18 protein-coding genes are annotated in these 23,517 nt (G+C 41.9%); 10 read left to right on the top strand and 8 right to left on the bottom strand.

Translation table 11 applies throughout. The features are described 5' to 3' along the window. Nucleotides 1-458 precede the first annotated feature (458 nt). The 6 genes from QA601_09030 to QA601_09005 all read left to right on the top strand — a co-directional run bounded on the left by QA601_09030 (nt 459) and on the right by QA601_09005 (nt 7,842). Complete coding sequence (locus QA601_09030) at nt 459-1,259, top strand: TIGR02757 family protein (GenBank protein MDG5815221.1); 801 nt, start codon at nt 459-461, stop codon at nt 1,257-1,259. Between the two features lie 2 nt (nt 1,260-1,261). After that, a complete protein-coding gene (gene ptsP, locus QA601_09025; protein ID MDG5815220.1) occupies nt 1,262-2,917 on the top strand; it encodes a phosphoenolpyruvate--protein phosphotransferase in 1,656 nt (551 codons plus the stop codon). Between the two features lie 64 nt (nt 2,918-2,981). Beyond that, nucleotides 2,982-4,760 (top strand): sigma 54-interacting transcriptional regulator, encoded by a 1,779-nt coding sequence (locus QA601_09020; protein MDG5815219.1) that lies wholly within the window; start codon nt 2,982-2,984, stop codon nt 4,758-4,760. Between the two features lie 288 nt (nt 4,761-5,048). Further along, entirely contained in the window at nt 5,049-6,119 is a 1,071-nt protein-coding gene (locus tag QA601_09015) for a hypothetical protein (GenBank protein MDG5815218.1), read from the top strand. 17 nt (nt 6,120-6,136) lie between these two features. Further along, complete coding sequence (locus QA601_09010; GenBank protein MDG5815217.1) at nt 6,137-7,483, top strand: ammonium transporter; 1,347 nt, start codon at nt 6,137-6,139, stop codon at nt 7,481-7,483. Nucleotides 7,484-7,500: 17 nt separating this feature from the next. Next, nucleotides 7,501-7,842 carry a P-II family nitrogen regulator gene (locus QA601_09005; GenBank protein ID MDG5815216.1) on the top strand — a complete coding sequence of 114 codons (342 nt, stop codon included), beginning with the start codon at nt 7,501-7,503 and terminating at the stop codon, nt 7,840-7,842. Between the two features lie 84 nt (nt 7,843-7,926). Here QA601_09005 and QA601_09000 read toward each other — a convergent pair whose 3' ends face one another. From QA601_09000 to QA601_08980, 5 genes are all read right to left on the bottom strand, one after another. Continuing rightward, the gene (locus tag QA601_09000) at nt 7,927-9,495 is read right to left on the bottom strand and encodes a sigma 54-interacting transcriptional regulator (GenBank protein ID MDG5815215.1); all 1,569 of its coding nucleotides are present in this window, start codon (nt 9,493-9,495) and stop codon (nt 7,927-7,929) included. Nucleotides 9,496-9,595: 100 nt separating this feature from the next. Beyond that, complete coding sequence (locus QA601_08995) at nt 9,596-10,726, bottom strand: hypothetical protein (GenBank protein MDG5815214.1); 1,131 nt, start codon at nt 10,724-10,726, stop codon at nt 9,596-9,598. Nucleotides 10,727-10,784: 58 nt separating this feature from the next. After that, entirely contained in the window at nt 10,785-12,797 is a 2,013-nt protein-coding gene (gene asnB, locus QA601_08990; GenBank protein ID MDG5815213.1) for an asparagine synthase (glutamine-hydrolyzing), read from the bottom strand. A gap of 4 nt (nt 12,798-12,801) precedes the next feature. After that, the gene (locus QA601_08985; protein ID MDG5815212.1) at nt 12,802-15,117 is read right to left on the bottom strand and encodes a polysaccharide biosynthesis tyrosine autokinase; all 2,316 of its coding nucleotides are present in this window, start codon (nt 15,115-15,117) and stop codon (nt 12,802-12,804) included. A gap of 56 nt (nt 15,118-15,173) precedes the next feature. Beyond that, nucleotides 15,174-15,854 (bottom strand): polysaccharide biosynthesis/export family protein, encoded by a 681-nt coding sequence (locus QA601_08980; GenBank protein ID MDG5815211.1) that lies wholly within the window; start codon nt 15,852-15,854, stop codon nt 15,174-15,176. 461 nt (nt 15,855-16,315) lie between these two features. Here QA601_08980 and QA601_08975 point away from each other — a divergent pair, with 461 nt between their 5' ends. After that, complete coding sequence (locus QA601_08975) at nt 16,316-16,744, top strand: response regulator (GenBank protein MDG5815210.1); 429 nt, start codon at nt 16,316-16,318, stop codon at nt 16,742-16,744. On the opposite strand, the gene QA601_08970 is transcribed toward QA601_08975, so the two are convergent. From QA601_08970 to QA601_08960, 3 genes are all read right to left on the bottom strand, one after another. After that, nucleotides 16,741-17,865: a hypothetical protein gene (locus tag QA601_08970; protein MDG5815209.1), complete on the bottom strand. Its 1,125-nt coding sequence runs from the start codon at nt 17,863-17,865 to the stop codon at nt 16,741-16,743. The two genes, QA601_08975 and QA601_08970, sit on opposite strands and share 4 nt — an antisense overlap. Before the next feature lie 133 nt (nt 17,866-17,998). Further along, complete coding sequence (locus QA601_08965; GenBank protein ID MDG5815208.1) at nt 17,999-19,030, bottom strand: hypothetical protein; 1,032 nt, start codon at nt 19,028-19,030, stop codon at nt 17,999-18,001. A gap of 90 nt (nt 19,031-19,120) precedes the next feature. Beyond that, nucleotides 19,121-19,252, bottom strand: coding sequence for a hypothetical protein (locus tag QA601_08960; protein ID MDG5815207.1), 132 nt, complete (start codon nt 19,250-19,252; stop codon nt 19,121-19,123). 96 nt (nt 19,253-19,348) lie between these two features. On the opposite strand from QA601_08960, the gene QA601_08955 reads away from it, so the two are divergent. The 3 genes from QA601_08955 (at nt 19,349) to QA601_08945 (ending at nt 23,317) form a co-directional block, all read left to right on the top strand. Then, complete coding sequence (locus tag QA601_08955) at nt 19,349-20,008, top strand: hypothetical protein (GenBank protein ID MDG5815206.1); 660 nt, start codon at nt 19,349-19,351, stop codon at nt 20,006-20,008. Nucleotides 20,009-20,142: 134 nt separating this feature from the next. After that, the gene (locus tag QA601_08950; protein MDG5815205.1) at nt 20,143-22,410 is read left to right on the top strand and encodes a hypothetical protein; all 2,268 of its coding nucleotides are present in this window, start codon (nt 20,143-20,145) and stop codon (nt 22,408-22,410) included. Between the two features lie 10 nt (nt 22,411-22,420). Continuing rightward, the gene (locus QA601_08945) at nt 22,421-23,317 is read left to right on the top strand and encodes a hypothetical protein (GenBank protein MDG5815204.1); all 897 of its coding nucleotides are present in this window, start codon (nt 22,421-22,423) and stop codon (nt 23,315-23,317) included. The last annotated feature ends 200 nt before the right edge of the window (nt 23,318-23,517 follow it).

The raw sequence follows: 23,517 nt of genomic DNA, 5'->3' as shown, positions 1-23,517 counted from the left end.
AAGATATAGTTTTTTTTCAGGGCGTGCAGATAATGCACGCCCTTTTACTCCAAAAGAAACTCCCAAAGTGGTCCAACAGCGCCCTTTTTCCTAAGTGCGTTCATAACAGCAAGTTGCTGAGGGGACATATCATCAAGTCCTTTGACCAAGCCCCAAAAAACACTCCATCACATAGTGGTACCTACTGAGTAGAATACACTATATACAGCCAAGGTACATTTTAAAACAATTACAGCAAAGAACCGTAGGTTTTATCGACCTTTTTCCTCTAAATTAGAAACAACGGATATCATCAGGCTGAATTAAAAAAAGCAGCTATTAGAGTTAGCCGCGATAATAGGTTACAGCTTCAAGCAAAAAACAGTCAAATCTTTCTATACACAACAACTATTTTATCTTTCAAACGAAGTGTTAAAATGTAACAAACATCGTTTTTCATAGTGGTTGGGTGTGAAATTGTGGGTAATTTCAAAAAGAAGTCAGACGCCATAAAGCATTTTGAGCAAATCTATAGAAGGTTTCATCACCCAAAGTATCTTGGTTTAGACCCTCTGGTATGTGTTCATGAGCACAAAAGCCCTAAAGATCTTGAGGTCGCAGGCCTTTACTGCTCTCTTCTTGCCTATGGTCGGGTTGAAATGATCATAAAAAGCATACAAAGACTAAACCAAATGATCGATAACAGGCCTTTGAGTTTCTGTATAAACACCACCTTCTATGAAAAAAAAGAGCACCTCCTTAGTTTTAAGCATAGATTTAACAGTGGTTACGACTTAGCCCTTTTTTTCCAGTCTGTGGGAGATCTTATAAAACAGTATGGTTCCCTGGGAAGTCTTTTTGCCCGGGAGATTAAAAGGGGCCAAAATTTAAGGAGTGCCCTTACTGTTTTTACCAATGAAATACACAGGGAAGCAAGAAAGTACGGAGAAATAAAAAGGGGTTTTGAATACCTTGTCTCCTCACCGGAAAAAGGGAGCGCATGTAAACGGCTTTTATTGTATTTACGCTGGATGATTCGAAAACAAGACGGGATCGATTTGGGTATATGGAAAAACATTTCTCCGTCCCTGCTTTTATATCCAGTTGACACCCATGTGGCAAAAATAGCCCGTCACTATGGAATAACTAAACGAAACGTAGCCGATTGGAGAATGGCCGAAGAGATCACGGATTTTTTCAGAAACATTGATTCTAGTGATCCGGTTAGATTTGATTTCTCTCTCTGCAGAGCAGGCATTCTAGCATTCAGAAAGGTTTAGGTATGATTTTAAAGGATCCAATAGTAAACAAACGATTTAAAGGAATTTCCATAAACAGTGGACGTTCAGTTGGATTAGCCTGCATATACTCGCCTGAACGATACAGGTCCGTAGCTAAGTATTCCCTTTCTACCGATAAAGCTGTCGAAGAGGAATTGCGGCGTTTCGAGGAAGTGGTTGAGATCTGTAGCCATGAACTTAACCGCATAGCCCGTAACGTTGCTAAAAACATTGGTAAAGCTGAAGCAGAAATCTTTTTAACCCAAAAGCATATCCTCAATGACCCTCAAATTTTGAATGCTATAAGAGAGAATGTCACTAAAGAGCGTAAAAATGTTCAGTGGGCTGTTCATGAGGTTTTTGGTAGCTATGAAGAGAAGTTTGCAGGGTTTGATGAGCAGTATTTTCGTGAAAGATCTACAGATATTGGTGAAATTAAACGAAGAGTTCTGAACAGGCTTGGGGACAAAAAAAGCGGCTTCATCTGTATTGGGCACAAAGAATGCACCAATGGTAAAAATAAAATTATTGTCGCCGAAGAATTGACAGCAGGGATGCTGGTAAACATGAATATGGAAAAAGTGCTGGGTATTGTTACCGAAAGAGGTGGTATCACTTCCCATGCTGCTATTATTGCACGTTCATTGGGTATTCCAGCGGTATCAGGTATTTCAGGGTTACTGGACTACGTACAGTGTAATGACAAAATTTTGATAAACGGAGACGATAGTGAAATTTATCTAAATCCTGATGAAGACATTGAAAACTCCTTAATAAGGGTAGAACAGGTTGAAACAGGTGCACTTTGTATCCTTAATACCCCCAAAGGAATGCAGGTTTTTGCAAATGCAAGTACACTTGGAGATGTACAGCATGCTAAGAAAGTTAAAGCAGATGGCATAGGGCTTTTGCGAACAGAAATGCTCTTTATAAAGCATAATCGTATTATAAGTGAAGATGAACAATATCATTTTTATCATGAAATAGTAAACCTAATGGCAGGAAAGCCTGTTACATTCAGACTTCTTGATGCTGGTGGGGATAAACAACTACCTTTCATGAAGTTGAAACAGGAAGACAACCCATTTCTTGGATGGCGTGGTTCACGTTTCCTTCTTGGGAATCCTGATATTCTTAGTACTCAGCTTAAAGCCCTGGCAAGAGTAGGCCAACATACCAAAATTAAAATTATGTTTCCTATGGTTGTTGATAGCTTTCAAATGAAACAACTTCTTGATATAACAAAAGAGATCCTTTCTTCATGCAACAGCTCGGTTGAAAACATTGAATTTGGAGCGATGTTTGAAACCCCCAGTTCATTTCTTCAGGCATCAGAAATACTTAAGCTAATTGATTTTGCCAGCATTGGCTCAAATGATCTGATACAATACCTCTTTGCTATAGACAGAGGAAATGAACTTGTTAACAATGAATATGACCCCGAACATCCTGTAATATGGGATTTATTGAGAAACATTGCTCTTGAAGCCAAAAAACAAAATAAACCATTATCTATTTGCGGTGAGATGGCTGGCAGAGAAAACATTCCCTCAAAACTGATCTCTGCAGGAATCACTATTTTGAGTGTGACCCCACGACTTATCCCAAAGGTTCGAAACGAATTAGCAAAGCACTCAGGAATTATTACCTTAGATTGAACCATTATTTATTTTGAATGTGCTTTAAACTTTTGTTATACACCGCAATTTTTCCGGAGAATATATGGAGCCTACTCATATACTTATAATTGACAGCGACAACGTATTTAAAGGCAAAGTAATTGAATCTGTAATAAATAACTCTTCTCCGGAGAATATCAGAGCAATAAGTATAGGGCTTGAAGCGCCACCAACTCCTCCCTGGATTTCAGATTTGCTTGAAAGCCACGGTATCAAAACAACCGAAAATACGAGTATATCAATTGACAGTATAAATGATCTACCTGTAGACCTTGTTATTACTTTGGGAGTAGACGTTAAAAAACGTTGCCCGGTTTTTACCGGAGTTCCACCAATCATAAACTGGGACATTAAAGACCCCGTCGAAAACATTGGGGATTCATCATGGCAAAGCTTTGATTTTAAATCCTATATTACTTACATCGAAAACAAAGTAGATAATTTTTTCAAAGATGGTTACTGCTCTACCCTTCTAAGCCAACGTATCTATCTTAAAAACATTATTGATAGTCTACAGGAAGGCATAATTGCTCACGATCTTGACCGAAGAATTTTTTTCTTTAACAAAAGCGCCGAAACGATCACAGGTATACCCCAAAACCAGGTTCTGGGCAAAGACTGCCATGACCTTTTTACCCCAAACTTTTGTGGTGAATACTGTTCTTTCTGTGAAGAAGGCACCTTCGATAAGCTTCCCAAAGCCGCTTACTCTACAGTCTTTTTCAATCATGAAAGTCGGCGTATGGAACTAAAGGTGACACGAACCCCTCTTTTAGATGATGATGGCAATGTAACAGGTGCTATCGCTACCTTTAGTGATGAAACCAGAGTTAAAGAACTTGAGATGAAACTTGGGGAATCGGAAAAATTTTCTGGTATCATAGGACAAGACTATAAAATGGTTGCAATTTATGAGCTCATTAAAGATTTAGCACACAGTGATTTTTCGGTTATAATATCTGGTGAAAGCGGTACGGGAAAGGAGTTGGTTGCAAAAGCAATTCACAACGAAAGTTCCCGGAGAGATCACCCTTTCATTGCGCTTAACTGTGGCGCGATACCCGAAGGTACACTTGAAAGCGAGCTGTTTGGCCATGTTAAGGGAGCATTTACCGGAGCTATAAGAGACAAAAAGGGGCGCTTTGAGCTTGCTGATGGCGGTACGCTTTTTTTGGACGAAGTCGCAGAATTACCTAAGCAAATGCAGGTAAAACTGTTACGGGTTATTCAGGAAGGTACTTTTGAGCCTGTTGGTAGCGAATCACCCAAGAAAGTAAACGTTAGAATCGTTAGTGCAAGTAATAAAGACCTGATGGAGTTAGTAGGGTTGGACCAATTTAGGGAAGATTTGTACTACAGGCTCGCCGTAATCCCTGTACAGATGCCTCCACTTAGAGAAAGAAGAAATGACATACCCTTACTTGCAAATCACTTTTTAAAGGATATAGGCAAAAAGCTTTCAAGGGATTCTGTTTCTTTTTCTAAAGAAGCAATTTCAGTAATGATGGACTATAATTGGCCAGGAAACGTACGTCAACTCCAAAATGCTATTCAATTCTGTCTAATAAAATGTCATGATTCAGTAATTTTACCTAACCACCTTCCTCCGGAACTTATCTCTGCCCCCAAAAATGAAACAATCTCCTCCAGTACACCTCTTAAAGTTGGTCGAAAACCTAAACTTAGTAATGATACTGTAAAAGACGCATTAATAAAGAGCGGTGGCAACAAAGCAAAAGCCGCAAGGATGCTTGGTGTAGGTCGGGCTACTCTTTATAATTACTTAAATCAGAGTAAAAATACTTTCAGTGAAGCCTCCTGATTCTTTTTTTCTGTTGTATTTAGCTGACCTATTTATACGTAATCTCCAAGATTTGTCTTCATTTTACTGATTATAATCAGAGTTCCTCTTTACCCCTTGCCTTGAATACCATTATTGTGCTACGTAATTGTACCTGATACTTTTTTGTGTTACGATTTCTTCATCTAAGTGCCTTTTTTAGCCCCGAAAACACCTTTCTTTTGATTGGCACATCTGTTGCATATTTCTCCCGACAAGTTGCAACTTATTAACTTATGTAATTCTTTTTTTTATGAAAGGGTAGATTATATGCGCTTTACTATTAGTTGTTTAACCTTATGTGTTTTGGTCCTTATTCTACCTGTGAGCTCCCAACCTGACCTATCTATCAGTGGGTATCTCGATACAGATGTATGGACAGATTTCAGCGGAAATTATTTCACCAATTCTGAGCTCGATTTAGGGGCAGAATTCATTTTTAGCGACAATGTCAGTGCGAATTTATATGTAACGGTAAACTCAGACGCTTACGCTCCCTCAGGTGGCCGTATTCCTGCAGGCCAGGGTGACCCATCTGAGAGATGGTTACAGGTAAACATTGACGGGTTTGATGTAACCTACGCCAGTCCATACGGCACGTTCAGTGTTGGGGACTTGGTATATCAATTTGGCACATTTGACTACTACTTCTATAAAAGACGTAGTATGATTACACCTGAGAGCTTTACAAGAGGTTTAAGTTATTCATTGGACTTAGGCTCTGTTACTCAAGAGCTAATTCTGGGAGTCGCTGATGTTGATTACAACACCGTTGATGCAATAGGTGTAAGTTCAATTGGCATTAACGAAAACCATTCACTCTCTTTAGCTTACGGTATCAGGGGCAGTGCCCTTGAAGATTTCAGTGGATTTAATCTCTTTGGTGGAGCAGAGTACAATGGCAGCTTTGGAATGTTGGATATCAAAGCAGATATAGGATTTACAAACTATGGAGCTGAGGATAGATACAATGTACTCACATTACTTGTTGAGCCCTATATGGAAATGGCAAATTTCTACACCGCATTTGCTTTTTATCGACTGTTTGATTTTGATGAGATTAACTCTCCAGAGTCGCCACTTTTTGGTATTGAAGATGAAATGTTTTTCTACTTTGAACCCGGCTACGCCTTTAACGATGTTGTAGCCTTTGGGTTACCAATTGAATACCACTGGTTTGTTCTTGATGACGATGATGATAATGAGGTGTGGTTAGTACCAACATTCTATGTATTCCCTGCAGATGGAGTTGAATGGTGGATTTGGGGACAAGCGGCATTTCCCACAAACAGTGAAGATCCTGGTTATGCTCTTGGCATGGAGATAATTGTTTCATTCTAACAATAAGGCGTCTACTCATGAAAACTATACAATTAAAAATTGCTTTAACTGTGCTATTATTTTCTGCCTGGCCTACTTTTGCAGAAGACAATGTAACCATTGGTCATCTTCAGGATTCTCTTGATACAGCCTGGACACTTATCGCCGCGTTTATGGTATTTTTTATGCAAGCTGGTTTTGCGATGGTTGAGTCAGGTTTCACCCGGGCTAAAAACAGTGTCAATATAATGATGAAAAATCTGATGGACTTTTCCCTGGGCTCACTTGGTTTTTGGGTACTTGGGTTTGGTTTAATGTTTGGGACCACGATGGGTGGTGTTGTCGGAACCAGTGGATTTTTCCTTACCGATGCGATCCCTGATATAGCCGACTGGCCTTTTGCCTTTTTTATCTTCCAAACAGTTTTCGCTGCAACAGCTGCAACAATCGTATCCGGTGCTATGGCAGAAAGAACTAAATTCAGTGCCTATATTTTCTATAGTATAATCATTTCTGCCGTTATTTACCCAATATCGGGCCATTGGGCATGGGGCGGACTCTTTAACGGGGAAGGCTGGCTTGAGAACCTTGGTTTTATCGACTTTGCCGGATCAACTGTAGTACACTCTGTAGGTGGATGGGCAGCTCTTGCTGGAGCGATCATCTTGGGCCCACGTCTTGGTAAATACGGGAAGGATAAAAAATCCAGAGCTATTATGGGTCACAATATCCCTCTGGCAGCTCTTGGAGTATTTATTTTATGGTTTGGGTGGTATGGATTTAATGCCGGTTCAACCACTGCAGCTACCGACCTTTCAATCGGGCGCATAGCTGTAACCACTAATCTTGCTGCAGCATCTGGAGCTCTTGCCGCAATGATCACAGCATGGATTGTACTAGGTAAACCTGACGCATCCATGGCCTTAAACGGTGCTCTCGCCGGCCTGGTATCGATCACTGCCCCTTGTGCAGATGTTTCACCCTTAAGTGCAGTAATCATTGGTCTGATTGGTGGAGTGATTGTGGTCTTTTCTGTTCTTTTTATCGACAAAGTTTTAAAAATAGACGATCCGGTTGGTGCAATCAGTGTTCATGGTGTATGCGGCGCATTTGGAACCATTGCCGCTGGCTTGTTTGCCCAGGAACAATATGGCGGTGTAAACGGCCTTTTCTTTGGTGGTGGGTTTGGTCCTGTTGGGGTCCAGCTTATAGGAGTCGTGAGTGTGTTTATTTGGGCATTTGTTATGGCACTGATTCTTTTTACAGTAATTAAGAGAACTGTTGGACTCAGGGTAAGCGAAGAAGAAGAACTTCAGGGACTAGATATCGGGGAACATGGACTTGAAGCATATGCCGGTTTCCAAATCTTTAACACCGAAAATTAAAAAAACAAGGAGATGATATGAAATTGGTTATTGCTATTATTCAACCGACAAAACTGCCCGATGTGAAGGAAGCCTTATTTTCAAACAACATACGAAAAATGACCGTTACCAACGTTATAGGGTGCGGTCAACAGGCAGGATATACAGAAAACTATCGAGGCAATGTAGTAGAGGTTAACCTGCTAAAAAAAATTAGAATTGAAGTAGCGGTTAATGATGAATTTGTGCAACCCACAGTAGATGCAATAACGAAGGGTGCAAGAACCGGAAAAATCGGTGATGGTAAAATTTTCATCCTCGATTTACCACGATGCATCAGAATACGCACCGGAGAAGAAGGCGTCGAAGCTGTAGGGTAGATCGTTTAGTCAAAACCCAAAAGGAGCGCAGCAACTGTGCTCCTTTTTTAAACTTTGTTTTCCACCTGAATAGTAGAATAATTCCTAAAGTTCAGTCTCACCACCTTTAAACCTCGTAAAGTCTATATTATACTTGTTTATTTTATACTGAATAATACGTTTAGTGGTTCCTAGTAGTTTCGCCGCTTCTGTTTGATTTCCCTTTTTATCCTTAAGGGCATCAATTATAAGCTCCCTTTCATACGCTGCAACCAGATTATCAAAGGTGTCCTTCCGTTTGCTTTGAGAAACTATATCCTTGACCTGTAATGTAGGTGGAAGGTCATGGCCATCGATAACAGTTCCGGTTGCTACAATAACCGAACGCTCCATAACATTTTCCAGCTCCCGTACATTACCGGGCCAGTGGTAAGCAGAAATCATATCGATGGCAGGGGTTGAAATTCTCTCTATGGGCTTATCATGGAGTTTAGAATATTTTCTTACAAAATAATCTGCAAGAAGCAACACATCGGCACCGCGTTCGCGCAGCGGTGGGAGGATAATTGTGAATACATTTATCCTGTAGTAGAGATCTTCCCGAAATCGTGCCTGCTGAACATCAGACTCAAGGTTTCTGTTTGTAGCACAGATAAGGCGCACATCCACCTTTATTGCGTCTGTACCCCCGACTCTTTGAAACTCTTTTTCCTGAATAGCCCTAAGAAGACGACTTTGAGCCGAGGGAGGCATCTCCCCTATTTCATCCAGAAACAATGTGCCACCATCGGCAGCTTCAAAACGTCCAATCCTCTTTGAAGTTGCCCCGGTGAATGAACCCTTCTCATGACCAAAAAGTTCGCTCTCAAGAAGGGATTCAGGAAGAGCTGCACAATTAACAGCAACAAAAGCCTTATCCTTACGAGGGCTCTTTTGGTGAATAGCCCTTGCCACCAACTCTTTTCCGGTACCCGTCTCTCCCCGTATAAGCACCGAGGTAACGGATGGAGCAACCATTGCGATTTGGCGATAGGCATCCCTCATTGTTGAACTGTTACCGATCATCTGATCCGGTTTGCCTTTATCCTCAAGGGAGCGGCGCAGTTCAGTGTTCTCTCTCTCCAATGCCTGAATAAGATCATACTGACGTCGCCTGCACTGTACAGCCTGAGCAATCAGATCAGCAACAGCCTCCAGAAATCGCAGCTCACCTTCCAAAGTTACCGCATCCTCAACCGCAAGCTTATCCACCGATAACGCTCCCACTACTACATCCTCGGCCTTGATGGGTACACAGAGAAAGGAAAGATCAGACTGCCTTAACCCCTTACGGGCTCCTGTTCGATCCAAAAATGTTGGCTCACTCTCAAGGGTTGGTACTGCTACCGGTCTGCCGGAGGCAACAACACGCCCGGTGATTCCTTCGCCTGGTTTGTAGCGGCCTTTTCGCTTCTCGCTTTCAGAAATCCCCCTGGCCACATCAACCGTAAGCTCCTCTTTTTTAGGACTCAATATCGAAATCATTCCCCGCTTCATACCAGCATTGTTTTCCAAAATCTCCAAGATAGCAGACATCATCTCCTCAAGTTCGTTGCCGGAAGCGAGTTGTTGGGCTATTTTGTAGAGTACGGTAAGACCGTTGAAGCTAAGCTCTGGGTTGATCTGTGTTGCCATAATTATCTCTTCCCCTTCTTAGTGAAGAGGGAAAATACAATGTACTGGTTTTTGCGTCAAACATCTTATGAAATATTATTGGTGAAAATAATGAAGGTACTTATGGAGTGTTTTGTGTGTTTCCAGCCATTTTCTCCTTGAGACAAAGTTGTCGGATTTTTGAATACATCTGATAAGCAGAAACATAATGCAGCTTATAACGCTCACCGTCATTATACTTTTGCTCCAGCTCGCTGCAAAGTGAATGATACCCATTTTCTCCGAAAATATAACGCACATTGGAATCAACCGCACCAAATGTATGTAGTTTAATAAATATATGATTTGAAATCCCCTGCAACTTCACCGGACACTTAACCCATAGTTGAACCCGCTGCGGAGTGACCTTTGCCCAATTCCCCAACTCTCCATCTTCTACTCTTGGTATGAGCCCACATACCCGGTTTCTCCAGTTTAAAGCCATTGGGCCCTGAATGTATAAAAGTTCATTGTCAATCCATTTATCCAATCCGGCAAAAACAAGCGTTCTTTTTGAATTCAAATCATCATACCCGTTTTGAGGTATAAAATATATTCCATTATGCTCCTCTTTTTGACTACTCTTATGAGTGTAAGGACTGTTGAACAAGGCCAGGCAGCCACTCGATTTCAAAATGGAAAATAACTCTGTATTATCCTGAACAGTTATTGCGGATTTGTTTGCTGACGTACTTTTGTGAATAGCACCGAATCGGATTTCACCAAAGCGATCTTTTCTTAAGAGACCATGATGATGAAACAACACATCTCTAAAATCCTCTATTCTCCTGCTGAACTGTTCTCCGCTATTGCCCCCCGATTCAAGTAATAGTTCAACATCTGCCAAGCCTTCCCAACATAACTTACTAAAAGAATCTAAAAATTTAGCATTGTACTGCTGTTCGTCGTAGAAAATGGTATGGACTGGCCTTTTTCCGTTACTATCCCGATGTTTATTGGCAAAATTTCGATACTCTCTGCACCAGGTAATAACTCTGTGCTCAGCAATCTCCTGACTTACACCATTCCAAAAGGGAGAATAGTGATTGCATATCGCTACATACAGGTGAAGCGGGAATTTCTGGTTACCATTTTCGGTTTTTCTTTTAATATACGGAAAGTATACTTTACCTGTTTTAGATTTTCTGGTAAAAAAGTGTAAAGTAATCAAAATCAATCCCATAGTAGTTAAACCCAAAAGAATCCACATCACAGCTTTAGTCCCCTTATTTAGATATTTACCATATTTGTAATACATTGGTTAAAGCAACTTACCCCCTCTGTTTGTTTAGAACCATATCTTTTTTGAACTTTACCTTTTCAACCAGATTTGCTGAATATTTGTTTTGACCTGCCTGAAATTTATCATTTTTTATAAACTGATAGTGAAGCAGTTGTGTGGATACTATAGCAGCCACAGCCATATCATCAGAAGCACTCAGGTTTTGATCTGAATTCAATTTGTGCAATAAACTATTTACGGCAAAACTGTCAAACATCGATACCTCTGTTATACAGTCAGGGGAAAGAGCCGCAGATGCGATATTTTCCTTGGAAGACTTAAAACATCTTCCTACCGGTGCCCTGTAGGGCTGCTTTGATCTTTGATGAATCTCTTGAGGCAATAATTCAGAAAACGCTTTTTTGAGAATAAATTTTTCATTAAGAATATTCAATTTATGCTCTGGAGGAAGGTAATTGGCAAACTCAATAACCCTGTGGTCAAGAAACGGAAAACGCCCTTCGACTGAATTTGCCATCATCATTCGATCCCCCTGGGAAGAAAGCAAATAGCCAGGCATAAACAAAACCATCTCTAAATACTGTGCCTGAGAAAGCGGGTGCCATTTTTGCATTTCCGGATCTAAATATCTGTCAAGCTCATCAAAAACATGCTGCTTTTCATTTAAGCCCTCTCTATATTCCGATGCCAAAAAACGCTTCATCCTTGAAGTATTTGACCATCTAAGTCTGTGGGAATAATAGGGGTCAGAGACCTCTTTAAGGCCACGCTTAAAAAAGTTCTGCCAAAAAGCAGCTGCGTTTGTACCACCCTGAATATAAGGGTAGAGACGTTTAAGTAAAAGAGGGCGGATTTTGGATTCGGGATTTCTGGCCCAAAACCGCCTGACCAGACTTTCTTTAAATATGTTATAGCCACCAAAAACCTCATCCGCCCCCTCTCCTGTAAGCACCACCTTCATACCATTTTCTTTAACTAACCCTGAGAGTGCAAACATCGGCCCCGGTGCAGTACGGATCATGGGACTCTCAGCATGCCAGATGACATCATGGAACATATCACTTATATGGCGATAGTCTACAACTATGTTGCGATGATCGGTTCCAAGACGCTCTGACATAATCTTCTGATACATCCCCTCATCATAGAGATCATCCTTAAAGCCGACTGAAAATGTCTGAAGTTTATTCTTGTGCTCCTGTTTAATTAAGGAGGTAATAATAGAAGAGTCCAGCCCTCCACTAAGATAAGCGGCAACCGGAACATCGGCCCTTAACCGAAGCCTCACAGCATCATAAAGAAGCTCCCGTAAATCTTCCATCGAATGTTCAAGAGCTTTAGATGAATGCTCCCCCGCTGAAGGGAACTTAACGCTCCAGTACCTGCCTATGTCGATCTTTCCGGGCCTGATTCGTGCATAACTTCCGGGTGGCAATTCATAAATATCCTTAAAAACCGTCCTGGGGGGAACAGTAACCCAAAGAGTGAAAATCTGCTCAAGACCGATTCTGTCAACCTCCCTTTTCACCCCCGGATGGCAAAACAACGCCTTAACCTCACTGCTAAAGAGCACCGTGTCCCCAAACGGGGAACAAAAATAGAGAGGTTGAATCCCCACTCTGTCTCGAAAAAGATATACCTCTCTATTTTTTTTATCCCAAATAGCGATAGCAAACTGCCCGTTTAGCTTGTTCACAAAATCGGGCCCAAATTCTTCGTACAGATGTACCAGAACCTCTGTGTCGCTTTTTGTTATAAACTTGTGTCCTTTAGCTAGCAGAAACTGCCTTAATTCCAGGTAATTAAAGATTTCTCCGTTAAAAGTTACCCATACACTACGAGATTCATTTGCCAATGGCTGCTTTCCACCCGCTATATCAATCACACTTAATCTCCGTTGCCCCAGAGCAACCCCATCTCCAATATAATACCCCTCATCATCTGGGCCCCGGTGCTCAAGTGCACGTGTCATCGTCATCAGAGTTTCCCACTCTACGGGACAGCTAGGATCCGGATTATATATACCTGTTATTCCACACATAATTTCAGTACCTGTATGAGTTATATTGATAATATGGAGAACGTCTGTAAGGTGCACCGTTAAAAACCAGCCCCAGCACCTTTTTCCTTAATCCCGGGTATTCTCCTACTTTACGGTTCAAATGGGCGATATTTGTATACCCCGCACGAACAACTACTATGTACTTGTGAAATGAGTTCTGAACCCCCACAGCATCAGTTGTTACTCCAAGAGGGGGAGTATCCATAATTATTACTTCGAAATGCTCGCCTAAAAGATCCAACAGCAATCGAAACCTGGAAGAGTTTAACAGTTCTGCAGAATTTGGCACAGAAACACCACTTGAAAGTATGCTGAGATTTGAAATATGAGAGGGTCTGAGGAGATTTGTACAATTGGTTCGGTCAAGCTCTTTTCTATCCATTAGAATGTTTGAAAGCCCCGGCTTTTTATCCAGACCAAAGGTGCGGTGCTGTGTACCCCTTCTCATATCTCCATCCACTAAAAGAGTGGAAAGGTTTTGCTGAGCCATAGTGATAGCAAGATTTGAAGCAGTAAATGACTTTCCCTCACCCATATTAAGGCTGGTGATAAGAATCCGTTTTCTCTTCTCCTCAAAGAGACTGAGCAGTATTTTTGCCCTTAGGGATCTGTAGGTCTCATCCACATAGTTATGGGAGTAATCGGCAGCCATAAGCTTTGAATCTATCTCTCCCCCCTCGGTGGTGTTTATGCCCTGTTCCCATTTTCCTTTCACCGGTATAGACTCCAGAAGCAAAAGTGGTGTCAGGCGCTGAAGATCCTTTTCGGTTCTTGCCTTTCTGTCGAAATGATCTATCGTTAAAACAGGGCCTAAACCAGCAGTCATACTGAAAAGAAACCCTGCCCCAAAGATCATAATCAAGGTTCTGAAATCAACTACCCCCTCCGGTTCAACTGCATAGTCAAGCACATAGACATCACCCATTTCTATGTTTTTGGCAATTTTTGCCTCATTATAGCGGCTCAGTACAGTTGCATAGATTTCGGCGTTAACCTCATACTGTCGGGTTAAGTTGGCATACTCAATCTCCTGTGCTGGTAGTGCTGCCAGGTTACTGTGGATACTGTTTATTCTTCTGGCATTTTCATCCCTTCTGCGCGCAAGATCGCTTGTTAGGGTATTGAGCGCGGATGAAATTTTACTTCCAAGATCCCGTATCTTGTTTCGGTTTTCGATTGCAAGAGGATGGGATGGAGAGTATTCTCTTTGAAATATTCGCTCCTGCTCTGAGAGATAGTTAAGCTCGCTTTGAAGTCCTGGAGCGGTTCCTGCCCCATGAGAAGCTAAGAATGCCACCATTTCACTAAGGATAGGCAAAAGCTCCCGGCTGGAAGTGTTTCGGTAACGCTCCATCAGTGAGTTAGCCTGATTGATATAGGAGCTTAAGGCCGCTTCATTCTCCTGAAGATCAGAAAGTACACTGGGCGGCATGGTTGCATCCGGAAGTCCTACAGTGGGGTTTTGGTTTCTAAAGTTCTGAAGCGCCCTTTCGGCTTCTTTCATTTCACCTTTAGCAATTTCAAGCTGTTTTTCGAGTACTGTTAGTATCTCTCCCCTGCGCCCCTTTTTTGAACTTGAGTTTTCGCGTACAAAATCATTTGCTATAGTATTAACCACTCGTTTTATAAGCGGATAGTCCTGACCGGCCATAGTAATGCTCAGTACCGAGCCAACCGGTTCACTTACATTTACATCCAGATTTGTGAGGATATAATCAACTGCATCCCTCAGACGCATTATGGTAAACTGCACCGTATAGGGATCCTCTCTATAGCGCTGAGCAAATGACAGATATACTCCCGGCATTACCAGTGAATCAAGATCCGCAACGGCCCCCTTGGCTACAACCCTGTTTCTTATACCAGCATTTGAATTACTATAGAAAATTTTATAGTCGCTGCCACTTATATCTATTTGGTACTTACCCAGTGGGGCTTCTATACCAACTCTTAGAGAGTCAAACACCTCTTCTCTTGAAACTCTATTCGTTAAAAGCTGAAGCGAGAGCTTTCTTGCCACTTCTTCCAACAGAGTTCTGCTTTTAACCAGTACAGCTCTGCTCTCAACCTCATACCCTACCCTATCATCCACTGCACTAAGGTTCTGCGGATCATCAAATCGTAAAATTGCCGTGGCTTCCAGCTCTGGGGTAAACGCTCCCATCTTATAGGCAAAAAACACCCATAGAGCCATAACCACTGTAAAAAGTGGCAGAATAAACCACAGATACCTTCTAACCAGATGGATAAAGTGATCCAACTGAAATTTGTTTTGGTTTCCTGTATTTCTAAAAGTCACTTCATCACACTCCTGTTCTGGTGAACTATTTTCAGTTTATTTGCATCCCTTTTATATTAATCACTATTGTTTCTGATTGTAGCCAGGCTTACAAACAACGAGAGGGTAAAAGTAGCCATGGGCAGAATGTCCCGTATAACCACATCGCGAACAACAGAGGACCAAAACCCTTCCTTCGCCTCATCTGGTGTCCATACCTGATCCCCGGTGCGAAAGCCTGCATCTTTTAGCGACATCCCTGACTCCAGGATAGGAATAAGGTCCTTACTTACTAGTTCCCGACCCCGTTCCCAGCGCATCCTCTTGAGCCCGTCTTCAAAATTGGGCCCCCCTGTTAAATGAACCAGATCCCACAGGGAACGCTGCGGCTCTATATAGTACATTCCAGGCTGATCAAAGCCACCCAACATGCTAATTCTCATAAGAGGCGTAACCTGAACCTCGGGGAAACGCAGGTACTGCTGATAGGTGCTCTGAAGAAAACTACTCAGCTGAGTGTTACTCATTGAGCTTATATTGTATCTACCAATCAGCGGTAAAATAATCTCGCCATTTGAATCTATTGGGTAAATACCATTTAAAAAATGTTCCGTTTCCGGAAATACCGAAATCCTCACCGCATCTCCTTTTATAAACTCTACCTGAGACTGCTCCTCCTGAGCCAACACCGCTATAGAGAAGAAAAAAGTCGCGGCCAAAGCTGTTCTGAAAAATGTCTCCAAAGATTTATAAAACATAAACGCCTCCTCCTAACGAGTTATATCCTAAAACCAGACCTGTATATTGACGATTAGTACTGTGATTTGCTTTTCATTCTGTTTAAATAAAGTTGCAACAAATATGCCGAGCACTGCTTAAAGGATGAAAGCAGCAACAGAAAGGAAGAGTATCCTGTCTTCATTTATGAAACAAAACATGTCAGAATGAGAATTCTTAGATTTATAAAAGTAAAAAAAGAAGAAAAAAAGGTAAGTTTGATAAGTGGGCGCGTGTTCTTACACCGACACGCGGCCCCTGCTGGCCACCCCTTTAACCCATTACCTTTAAAGGGTTTAGCGCATCTTTCCAGCAATCCTGTAACCCTGCCCACCACCGTGCTACCAGGCCCATCAAAGTAGTGGCACGTTAATTGCTACCCTCTGTTTAAGCGGTTGAAAAGCCAGTTACTCAAACACCTAACCTCAATGAGGAGGTAACTTTGTTAATCCCTCTTAAGCAGTCCACTACCACCGCCAAAGTAAGCACCGTAAGGAAAAGAAAACGACTCCTTGTAATCGATGATGACCCTGCGGTTCTTTTTGCGATGAGAAAAATATTCAAGGAAGCAAATATTTTGATCGACACCTGCCAATCCTTTGAGGAAGCAAAACAGCTTATCAGCAACAACCACTACCATGTCATTCTCACTGACCTTTGCTTCAGTGATGAAATAACGGATGCGGGGGTAAAAATAAGCGACTATGCAAAGAAAAAGATACCAGGAGTAATTGTGATCCTGTGGACCGGAAACGATAACCCTTCCTTTTTAAAGGACCAAAGCCGATCATTTAGTATAGATTTTGTTTTTGCAAAACCACTCTCTCCTGGAGTAATCAAAAGTATTCTTGAAAACCTGATTTTCGTTTAGCCTCCCCCTGTCGTGAGCAATCGGTCTTCGGTTGCCCCAGAAGCAGCAGTTAGTGCTTCCTGTCGTAGGTGGTACATTTCTGCAAGAGACAGCAAAAATGACAGAGTTGATTCTGCTCCCTGGTTATAATTTAGCCCCTCCTTTGTAAGAGCATCAAAGCATCCCCCATTGGATGAATCGTACAATGACACACCCAACTGATTTTTTCCCGTAAACCACTGAAATACATCAGCCGCTTTTAAAAGCCACCACCGCTCACCGGTAACCCTAAAGGCATCACTACATGCAGACACCATGCAGGCTGCCTCAACTGGTTGCTGATCAAACTGTGCGCGCAAGCTTTTGCGGGGATAAAAACCATTACACCCAACAGGAGTAAAAAAGCCCTCTTTTGCAGTCTGCACCTCTAAGAGCCATTTAAGTGTCTTTAAGCCCGCATTTACCACCTCTTCTCTTCCACTCTGAAACCCACAAAGTATAAGTGCGTGGGGAAGCTTAGCATTTGAATAGGTACAGACATTCTCAAACCAACACCACTTCTCATCTGCACACCTCTCATAACACCCCATAAGCCTCATCACCAGCTCATCCCTTATCTGCTCCATCTCATGATCTCCCCTGTAGGTGCTTTCCAGTAGCTCATACACCCCCAGCAATGAAAACGCCCACGCCCTGGGTGAAGTTAGCGAGAGCAGTGACAAAGTAGCGTCCTTAAGTAGCAACGAAGCTACATTTTTTAGAGACTTTTGAGCCGAAGTACTAACAACATACCCCAAAGCCCACAAAGCGCGCCCATGACAGTCTTCAGACCCCTGCTCTTCAAGCCACTCCCTTTTAAAATCCATAAAGTTTTTAAAGCGTTTAGAGTCTCTGTTAAGCCCGTAATAAAGAAACGCAAGACAATTTGAAGCAATACGCTTCAGCTCGGGTGTCACAATCCCCAGCTGCTCAAGCTTAATGGTGAGAATTAAAGCTCTTGCATTATCATCGGTACAGTAACCGTGAAAATAATCAGGAAGTGAAAATTTGGCATGCTGAAACATTCCAGCCCTGTCGCTCATGTTTAGCAAGTGAGTGAACTCAAAAAGAGGAAGAGTATTGAAGCATTGATCTGCCCTCATTTTTTATAACCCCTCAGATAGAGTTTATACCAGAATCCATTGAAAAACATTTTGCCGGGAAAGAAAAAAAGGAGAGAGAAAAAAGTTCTGATACTGAATATAACCATATCATTTTTTTAGAGCAAGCTTTTAATTATCTTCGGGGGTTTAAAATACTGGTAAATGGAAAATAGAACGACAAAGATCCTTTGTCCAACTGGGGGTTACGGGTTACCTTAATGGGGCGAACAGCCCTGCCATCAGGCCATACACCCATAGAACACAGCTTGGGATTTTTTAACCCCGTATTGAGGATTTCCATTGCTTCGCTTTCTTGATTCATCACACTATCAAAAAGTATGTGATACTGTTTTATAACGGCATGGTAAAGATATCCATCATAAACAGCTCTGGTGTCCACATTACTTTTGGGCACCTGATGATTTGCGCTGTAGATATAGAAATCGCCATTGTAATCTTTACCGGTATCACTGTACACTATGCTGAATAGTTTATTTTTTTCGGGAATTGATATAGTCCCGAAAAGTTCAGAAGCTATTGCCGGATCATTGATTTTGTCATCACTATACACCTGAATATGCAGCTTAACATGGTCGGGGAAACTTGCTAACTGCTCATCTGTTATTTTATGAAAATACCAGGGAGCCATTATAAACATAAATGCTTTATCTTCACCCCACCCATGTTCATTTATCATTTTATATGTTAGCCATGGTGCAGCCCCCCCCCCAAAAGATCTTCCAACTACACCAATTCTTGAAGTGTCTATAAAAGAGATCCCTTTTCTTACTGCTTTAGTATAGCCATCAAAAAGCATTTCGTAGTTACCCGGCCCTCCTGGAAGCCTGAAGATGTTTCGGTGAGGTACAAACACCACTACTGCTCCCTGGCTTACAATATGATCTATAAAGACATCATAAATGAAAGGATCTGACATGGCAAATCCCTGAGAGAAGAACACCACCGGATATTTTTCTTCCGCTATTTCTTCGCCTTCTTTTTGGGGAATGAAGAGGTGTATATCCTTGTTGTCTTCATGTACACCAGAAATCTTTTGGTAGTTTACCTTAAATGGACCTCTGCTGCCAAACCCTGTTTCAATCGGATCAAGTGGCCCCAAATATAGCCCGGCCTCTCTTAGGTCATGGCCATTAAGTACACTCAAGGCATCTTCCTTAAGACACCCCCAAAAAACACTTACTATCAATAGATAAAGTAACAGCCTCTTTTTCATTTTCGTTTGGCTCACTTTATACTACAGTTCTAAATCAAAACCCATCTGTTTATAGTAATCAGCAAGACACAGACCAGTACTTTCTGCATTTATAATGCTGTTCCATTTTTCCCCGTGCCCAACCACCTTACCAGTCCCCTGCCAGCATGGCACTTACCTTTACTCCTCACCCTACCTTATTTATATTAATAGTGTTAATTACAAACTTAATTACCCATAGAAACACCTGAACACCACAAAGGATTACCCATGTCCTTAACCCACCCAGACCTTGACTGGAGTGTCGCGCCGCCTCCGGTAAAACGAAAAGAAAGCAAAAAAGAAGACCAACCAGAAGAACCACCTAAATTTATCACCGGGGTTGAAGGTGATCAAACAAACGAGGAGCCACCCGAACCCGAGGTCCGTCTTCTTTCCGCAGAGTGGATCCCTGGACCAAATGGTTTTTGCCACAACGATCAGTGCTTTCTTAAGGTGAATGCTGAGTTTCTAAAGGAGACAATCAGAGTAAAACTTAGAGGTAAACTATTTTGTACTTTTGATGGCGAGGAGGAGGATCTGTGCCAGGAGGTAACAGGCGAACTTGACAGTGATGGCACTGCGCTGATAAATATCGAACACCTGTGGTTTGTTGGCAACCGGCATTACAATGCATGGAGAAAAGATCCTATGACCCCCTGCTCCTATAGCATTAAAAACATCTCCCATACGCGGGGAGAAAATACTATAAACAGCCCGGTTTTAGAGATGCCCGCAGAGGGTGATATCAGAGGCGGGGTGTTAGTTACAGTTATCGACAACTGTAACAGAAGTGTTCAGGGAGTTAAAGCTATTCTAAAAACCGGTACTGAAGAGCTGTTTAATGACACTCTCAGCGACGGAGCGCTCGAGGTATCGGGGATCACTTAGACCGCACTAACTGTACAGTGTGAATACGAGGGACACGTTGTTACGCATGCACTGAACTGGATTGCCGGAAATGGTCCCTATCCCGTGCAACCCGTTATCGTTACGGCTCCTGATGCAAAAGAGGGAGGCGCACAATGACTACTAAGGTTGTTCTTAAAGTGCGCAATACTGCTAACCCGGTGGATTTCAGTGGTTTTCTTGATTCCGACCTGATCACTTCAAATGGTGATGTCATGCGACTGTTTGTTAAGCATTGCACTCCTATACCGAGAGGCGAAAAGCAAGCGGTGCGGGTAAAAATTCTTGAGCTTGAAAATGATTTCAATGAAACCAACTGTATCGTTAACGAAAGCAAGGCAGACAAGACAGTCGCGGTATTTGAGGGCGAACTTGAACACCGCGGTGGGCAATTTATCTTCTCCTCCATGAAACCGCAAAAGCCCGTAGACTGGGCTCAAACGCCACTATATCCCTTTTTTCTTATTACGTTTTGTAACGAATCTGATACGGTGCTTAACAGGGCAGACAACGACACCAAAGCTCCCACCTTTCCGGTGGTCATAGGGACCAAAACAGAACCCTCAGCAGATGGGAAGTTTCAGATTGGGTTTATACTGGAAAACCAGGACGGAACCTATCTGGGCAGCTCCCACAGTGCGGTGTCCTATTTTCTTGGAGAGTACTCTTACGAGCAGTTGCTACAGATGCTCCATACACGGACGGAACTGAATGATTTAAATCTGCTACACTGCACCACCCTCTTAAATGGCATGTCTGATTGGGAATCCTTTGCTCCCCCTGCCAGAACTTATGATCATAGTAGTTCACTTACCGCTGTAATTGAGAGAGAGACAAAGACAGTAGAACAGGCACTGGAGAAAATAGAACATCTTGTAAAGACCTCAAACAACCCCTATTTTCAGCATATTCGTGCGGTGAACGAATATTATGAGGTACTTGCCAACTACAAGGACGCGATCCGGTATTTAGAGCAGATGGAAAGTGCTCAAAGTGAAAATTGGGATCAGATTGTAACCTATATAAATACATTTATAATGCCTTACGTTAACAGGTTAGATGAGCTTGAGAAAGCTATAGCACAGTATCTTAAAACAGACTCTCATCCGCCCGCGGAGTATATCGAACAGATAACCACCTATTCTCAGATTATTGAGCGCAACCAAAGAATAGATGAGTTTCTTAATAATCCCGCTGTTCAGATTATGGCACTGCTTCCTGGTGCTGGAGTTGTAACCGGAGCGTTGCGGCTCATTCAGGGGAATACCTTTGATGGATTGTTGCAGATATTTGGTAGTGTGGTTACCTACGGAAGTTTTCTGAGGCTTTCCCGGGTTGCACGGGCGTACCGAAATGGCTCTGCTAATACGGTAAGGATGCTGTATAGTTGCAGATACAGAAATGTAGTATCAAAAATCACCACTCCTGATGTAATGGAGGCACTGGCCAAATCATCTTCACGTCAGTCCGGTGCGGTTTTGGGGAATCTTTTTGGCACGATTAATTCATTTAAATCGATCAGAAGCCATGTGGATTCACTCGCGGTGCTTCACCGGAACCGTAACTACATAAGAGAGATGACCCAGAGAGCCATTGCCGGAATAAACGGGGGCATGATAGGCAACACCGACCAATTTATATTGTTTTTAAACCAACTAGGGAATACCAATGCGACGATGGAGTTTTTTGCGCTGCTACGGATTCTTTGTGCGGGAGTGAAAGGCGCACGGGACGCATGCAGTGTTACCCTTGATGCCATGGATGATATCAGGAGTTTGTTGCAGTACAAAGATGATGTTCCCGGGGTTCAGGAGGTCGATTTAGTTGCCATCAACAATGTTTCTACTCTTTTTGGAATAATGAGAGAGAGGGTCAGGTATTTTAATGTAGATGAGATTATCTCCAAAACTACCGAAAAGTTTAACACCGACAGCTCGATAATCACCTATTTTAATGAAGAACTTAAGATTTATGACCGGTTTGGAGTAAGGACCGATCCTGATATACCGTATCAGAACAGCCTTACAGAGATGCTCTGTGCGCTTGAAGAGATCGGTTCATTGTGGAAAGAGGAAAAGCAGAGAAGGGATGAGTGGGTACGGGAAAACAGAGCTCGTTATGTTCAGATGTCAGAAGAAGCGCTTTATAGAGAATGGGCACGTAACAGGGGAATACCCCACATCTCCTTAAATAAACAATTCGATAATCTGATTGAAAAGCTGAAAGGCCAGATAGAGTACAAAGAAGCACTTACCGGAAAAGGAAAACTTTTTCTGTTAGACCGGTATCCAAAATACTATAACAACACAAAAATTATATACGCTTTTGATTTTGAGACGTTTGAAGAACATGCATCAAAACTTATACATCAATACTATTACTGAGGTACATATAATGAAGATAACTTTAATTGTTTTATTTTTAACTACGATGGTGATGGGACAAAAAAAATTTAACCCTGAGCACTTTATTCAAAAACATAACCTACATTTGCCTGAAGTTACCGATAATATGGTTGATATTTCTAACCATACACATAAGAGTGATAGTTGGTATTATTTCTATAAAGATGATTCTGATAAGGTTGACAGTGTTTTTAGATACCTTAATATTGAAGGTTTTCCTGCAAGTAAGAGCTTCGAAAAACATCACTCGCATGAAGATACCATTATCATACAAGCAATATCAATATCCCAAACAAGTTTTGATACAACTAATAATTATCTTGAAATAAAATACAACAACAACATAATCTATGTCTATCCCAAGACCAATTGCTCTACCCTTGTTACCTACAATTCATGGGGTCAGCGCAAGAGTGAAAAGAGAAAGTGCCGCGATGATGAAGAATTCAGAGGTGTTGAATTTACCTTTACTCCTAAAGATGAATATATTGAATCTATTGAAATTCGTAATGGTAAGCCTAAATTCAATGATATTAGATGGTACTATATTACACCTTTCGATAGCTTATGTGCTGAATACATAAAAGAACCAGATAAAGATCCATTCATAATTAAACTTTACACCTATACCCCCTCTCAGAAACGGGAATATGAATACAGTTTAGGAATCTACTCTAACCAGGGTGATGTCATACGGTTTAATTTTTACACTTATACTGAACACAACCAGGTAGAAAGAATCTACTTTTTCAGCCTTAAAAACTACTCAAACCTTGAAGACGGCTTTGTTCTCACCAACTACACCGAATACACCTACGATTCGCTTGGGCGCAAAACTTCCATGATTACCAGAGTGGTTCCGGATAAAGAGGGTGAGGGTGAGTAACCTTCCGATTGCTTTTGGTTGATGGTTGTACGAAACGTTCGCAAAGAGTTCCCCGGGCCGAAACAGGAAGTCGGAGTAAAAAGGCGACAACCTAGATTTGTCTTTGGTGAAAATCCCGCCGACCAAACACCTCATTAACGGTTTACGGCCGTAGCCTTATTTTTTATAATTAAGACTACAGCCGTAATTTAGTTGGAAAA

Source organism: Chitinispirillales bacterium ANBcel5 (assembly GCA_029688955.1).
GTDB classification, from domain to species: Bacteria; Fibrobacterota; Chitinivibrionia; order Chitinivibrionales; family Chitinispirillaceae; genus Cellulosispirillum; species Cellulosispirillum alkaliphilum.
The sequence above is the reverse complement of the archived record's forward strand: the minus strand, read 5'-3'. Positions and strand labels throughout refer to the sequence as shown.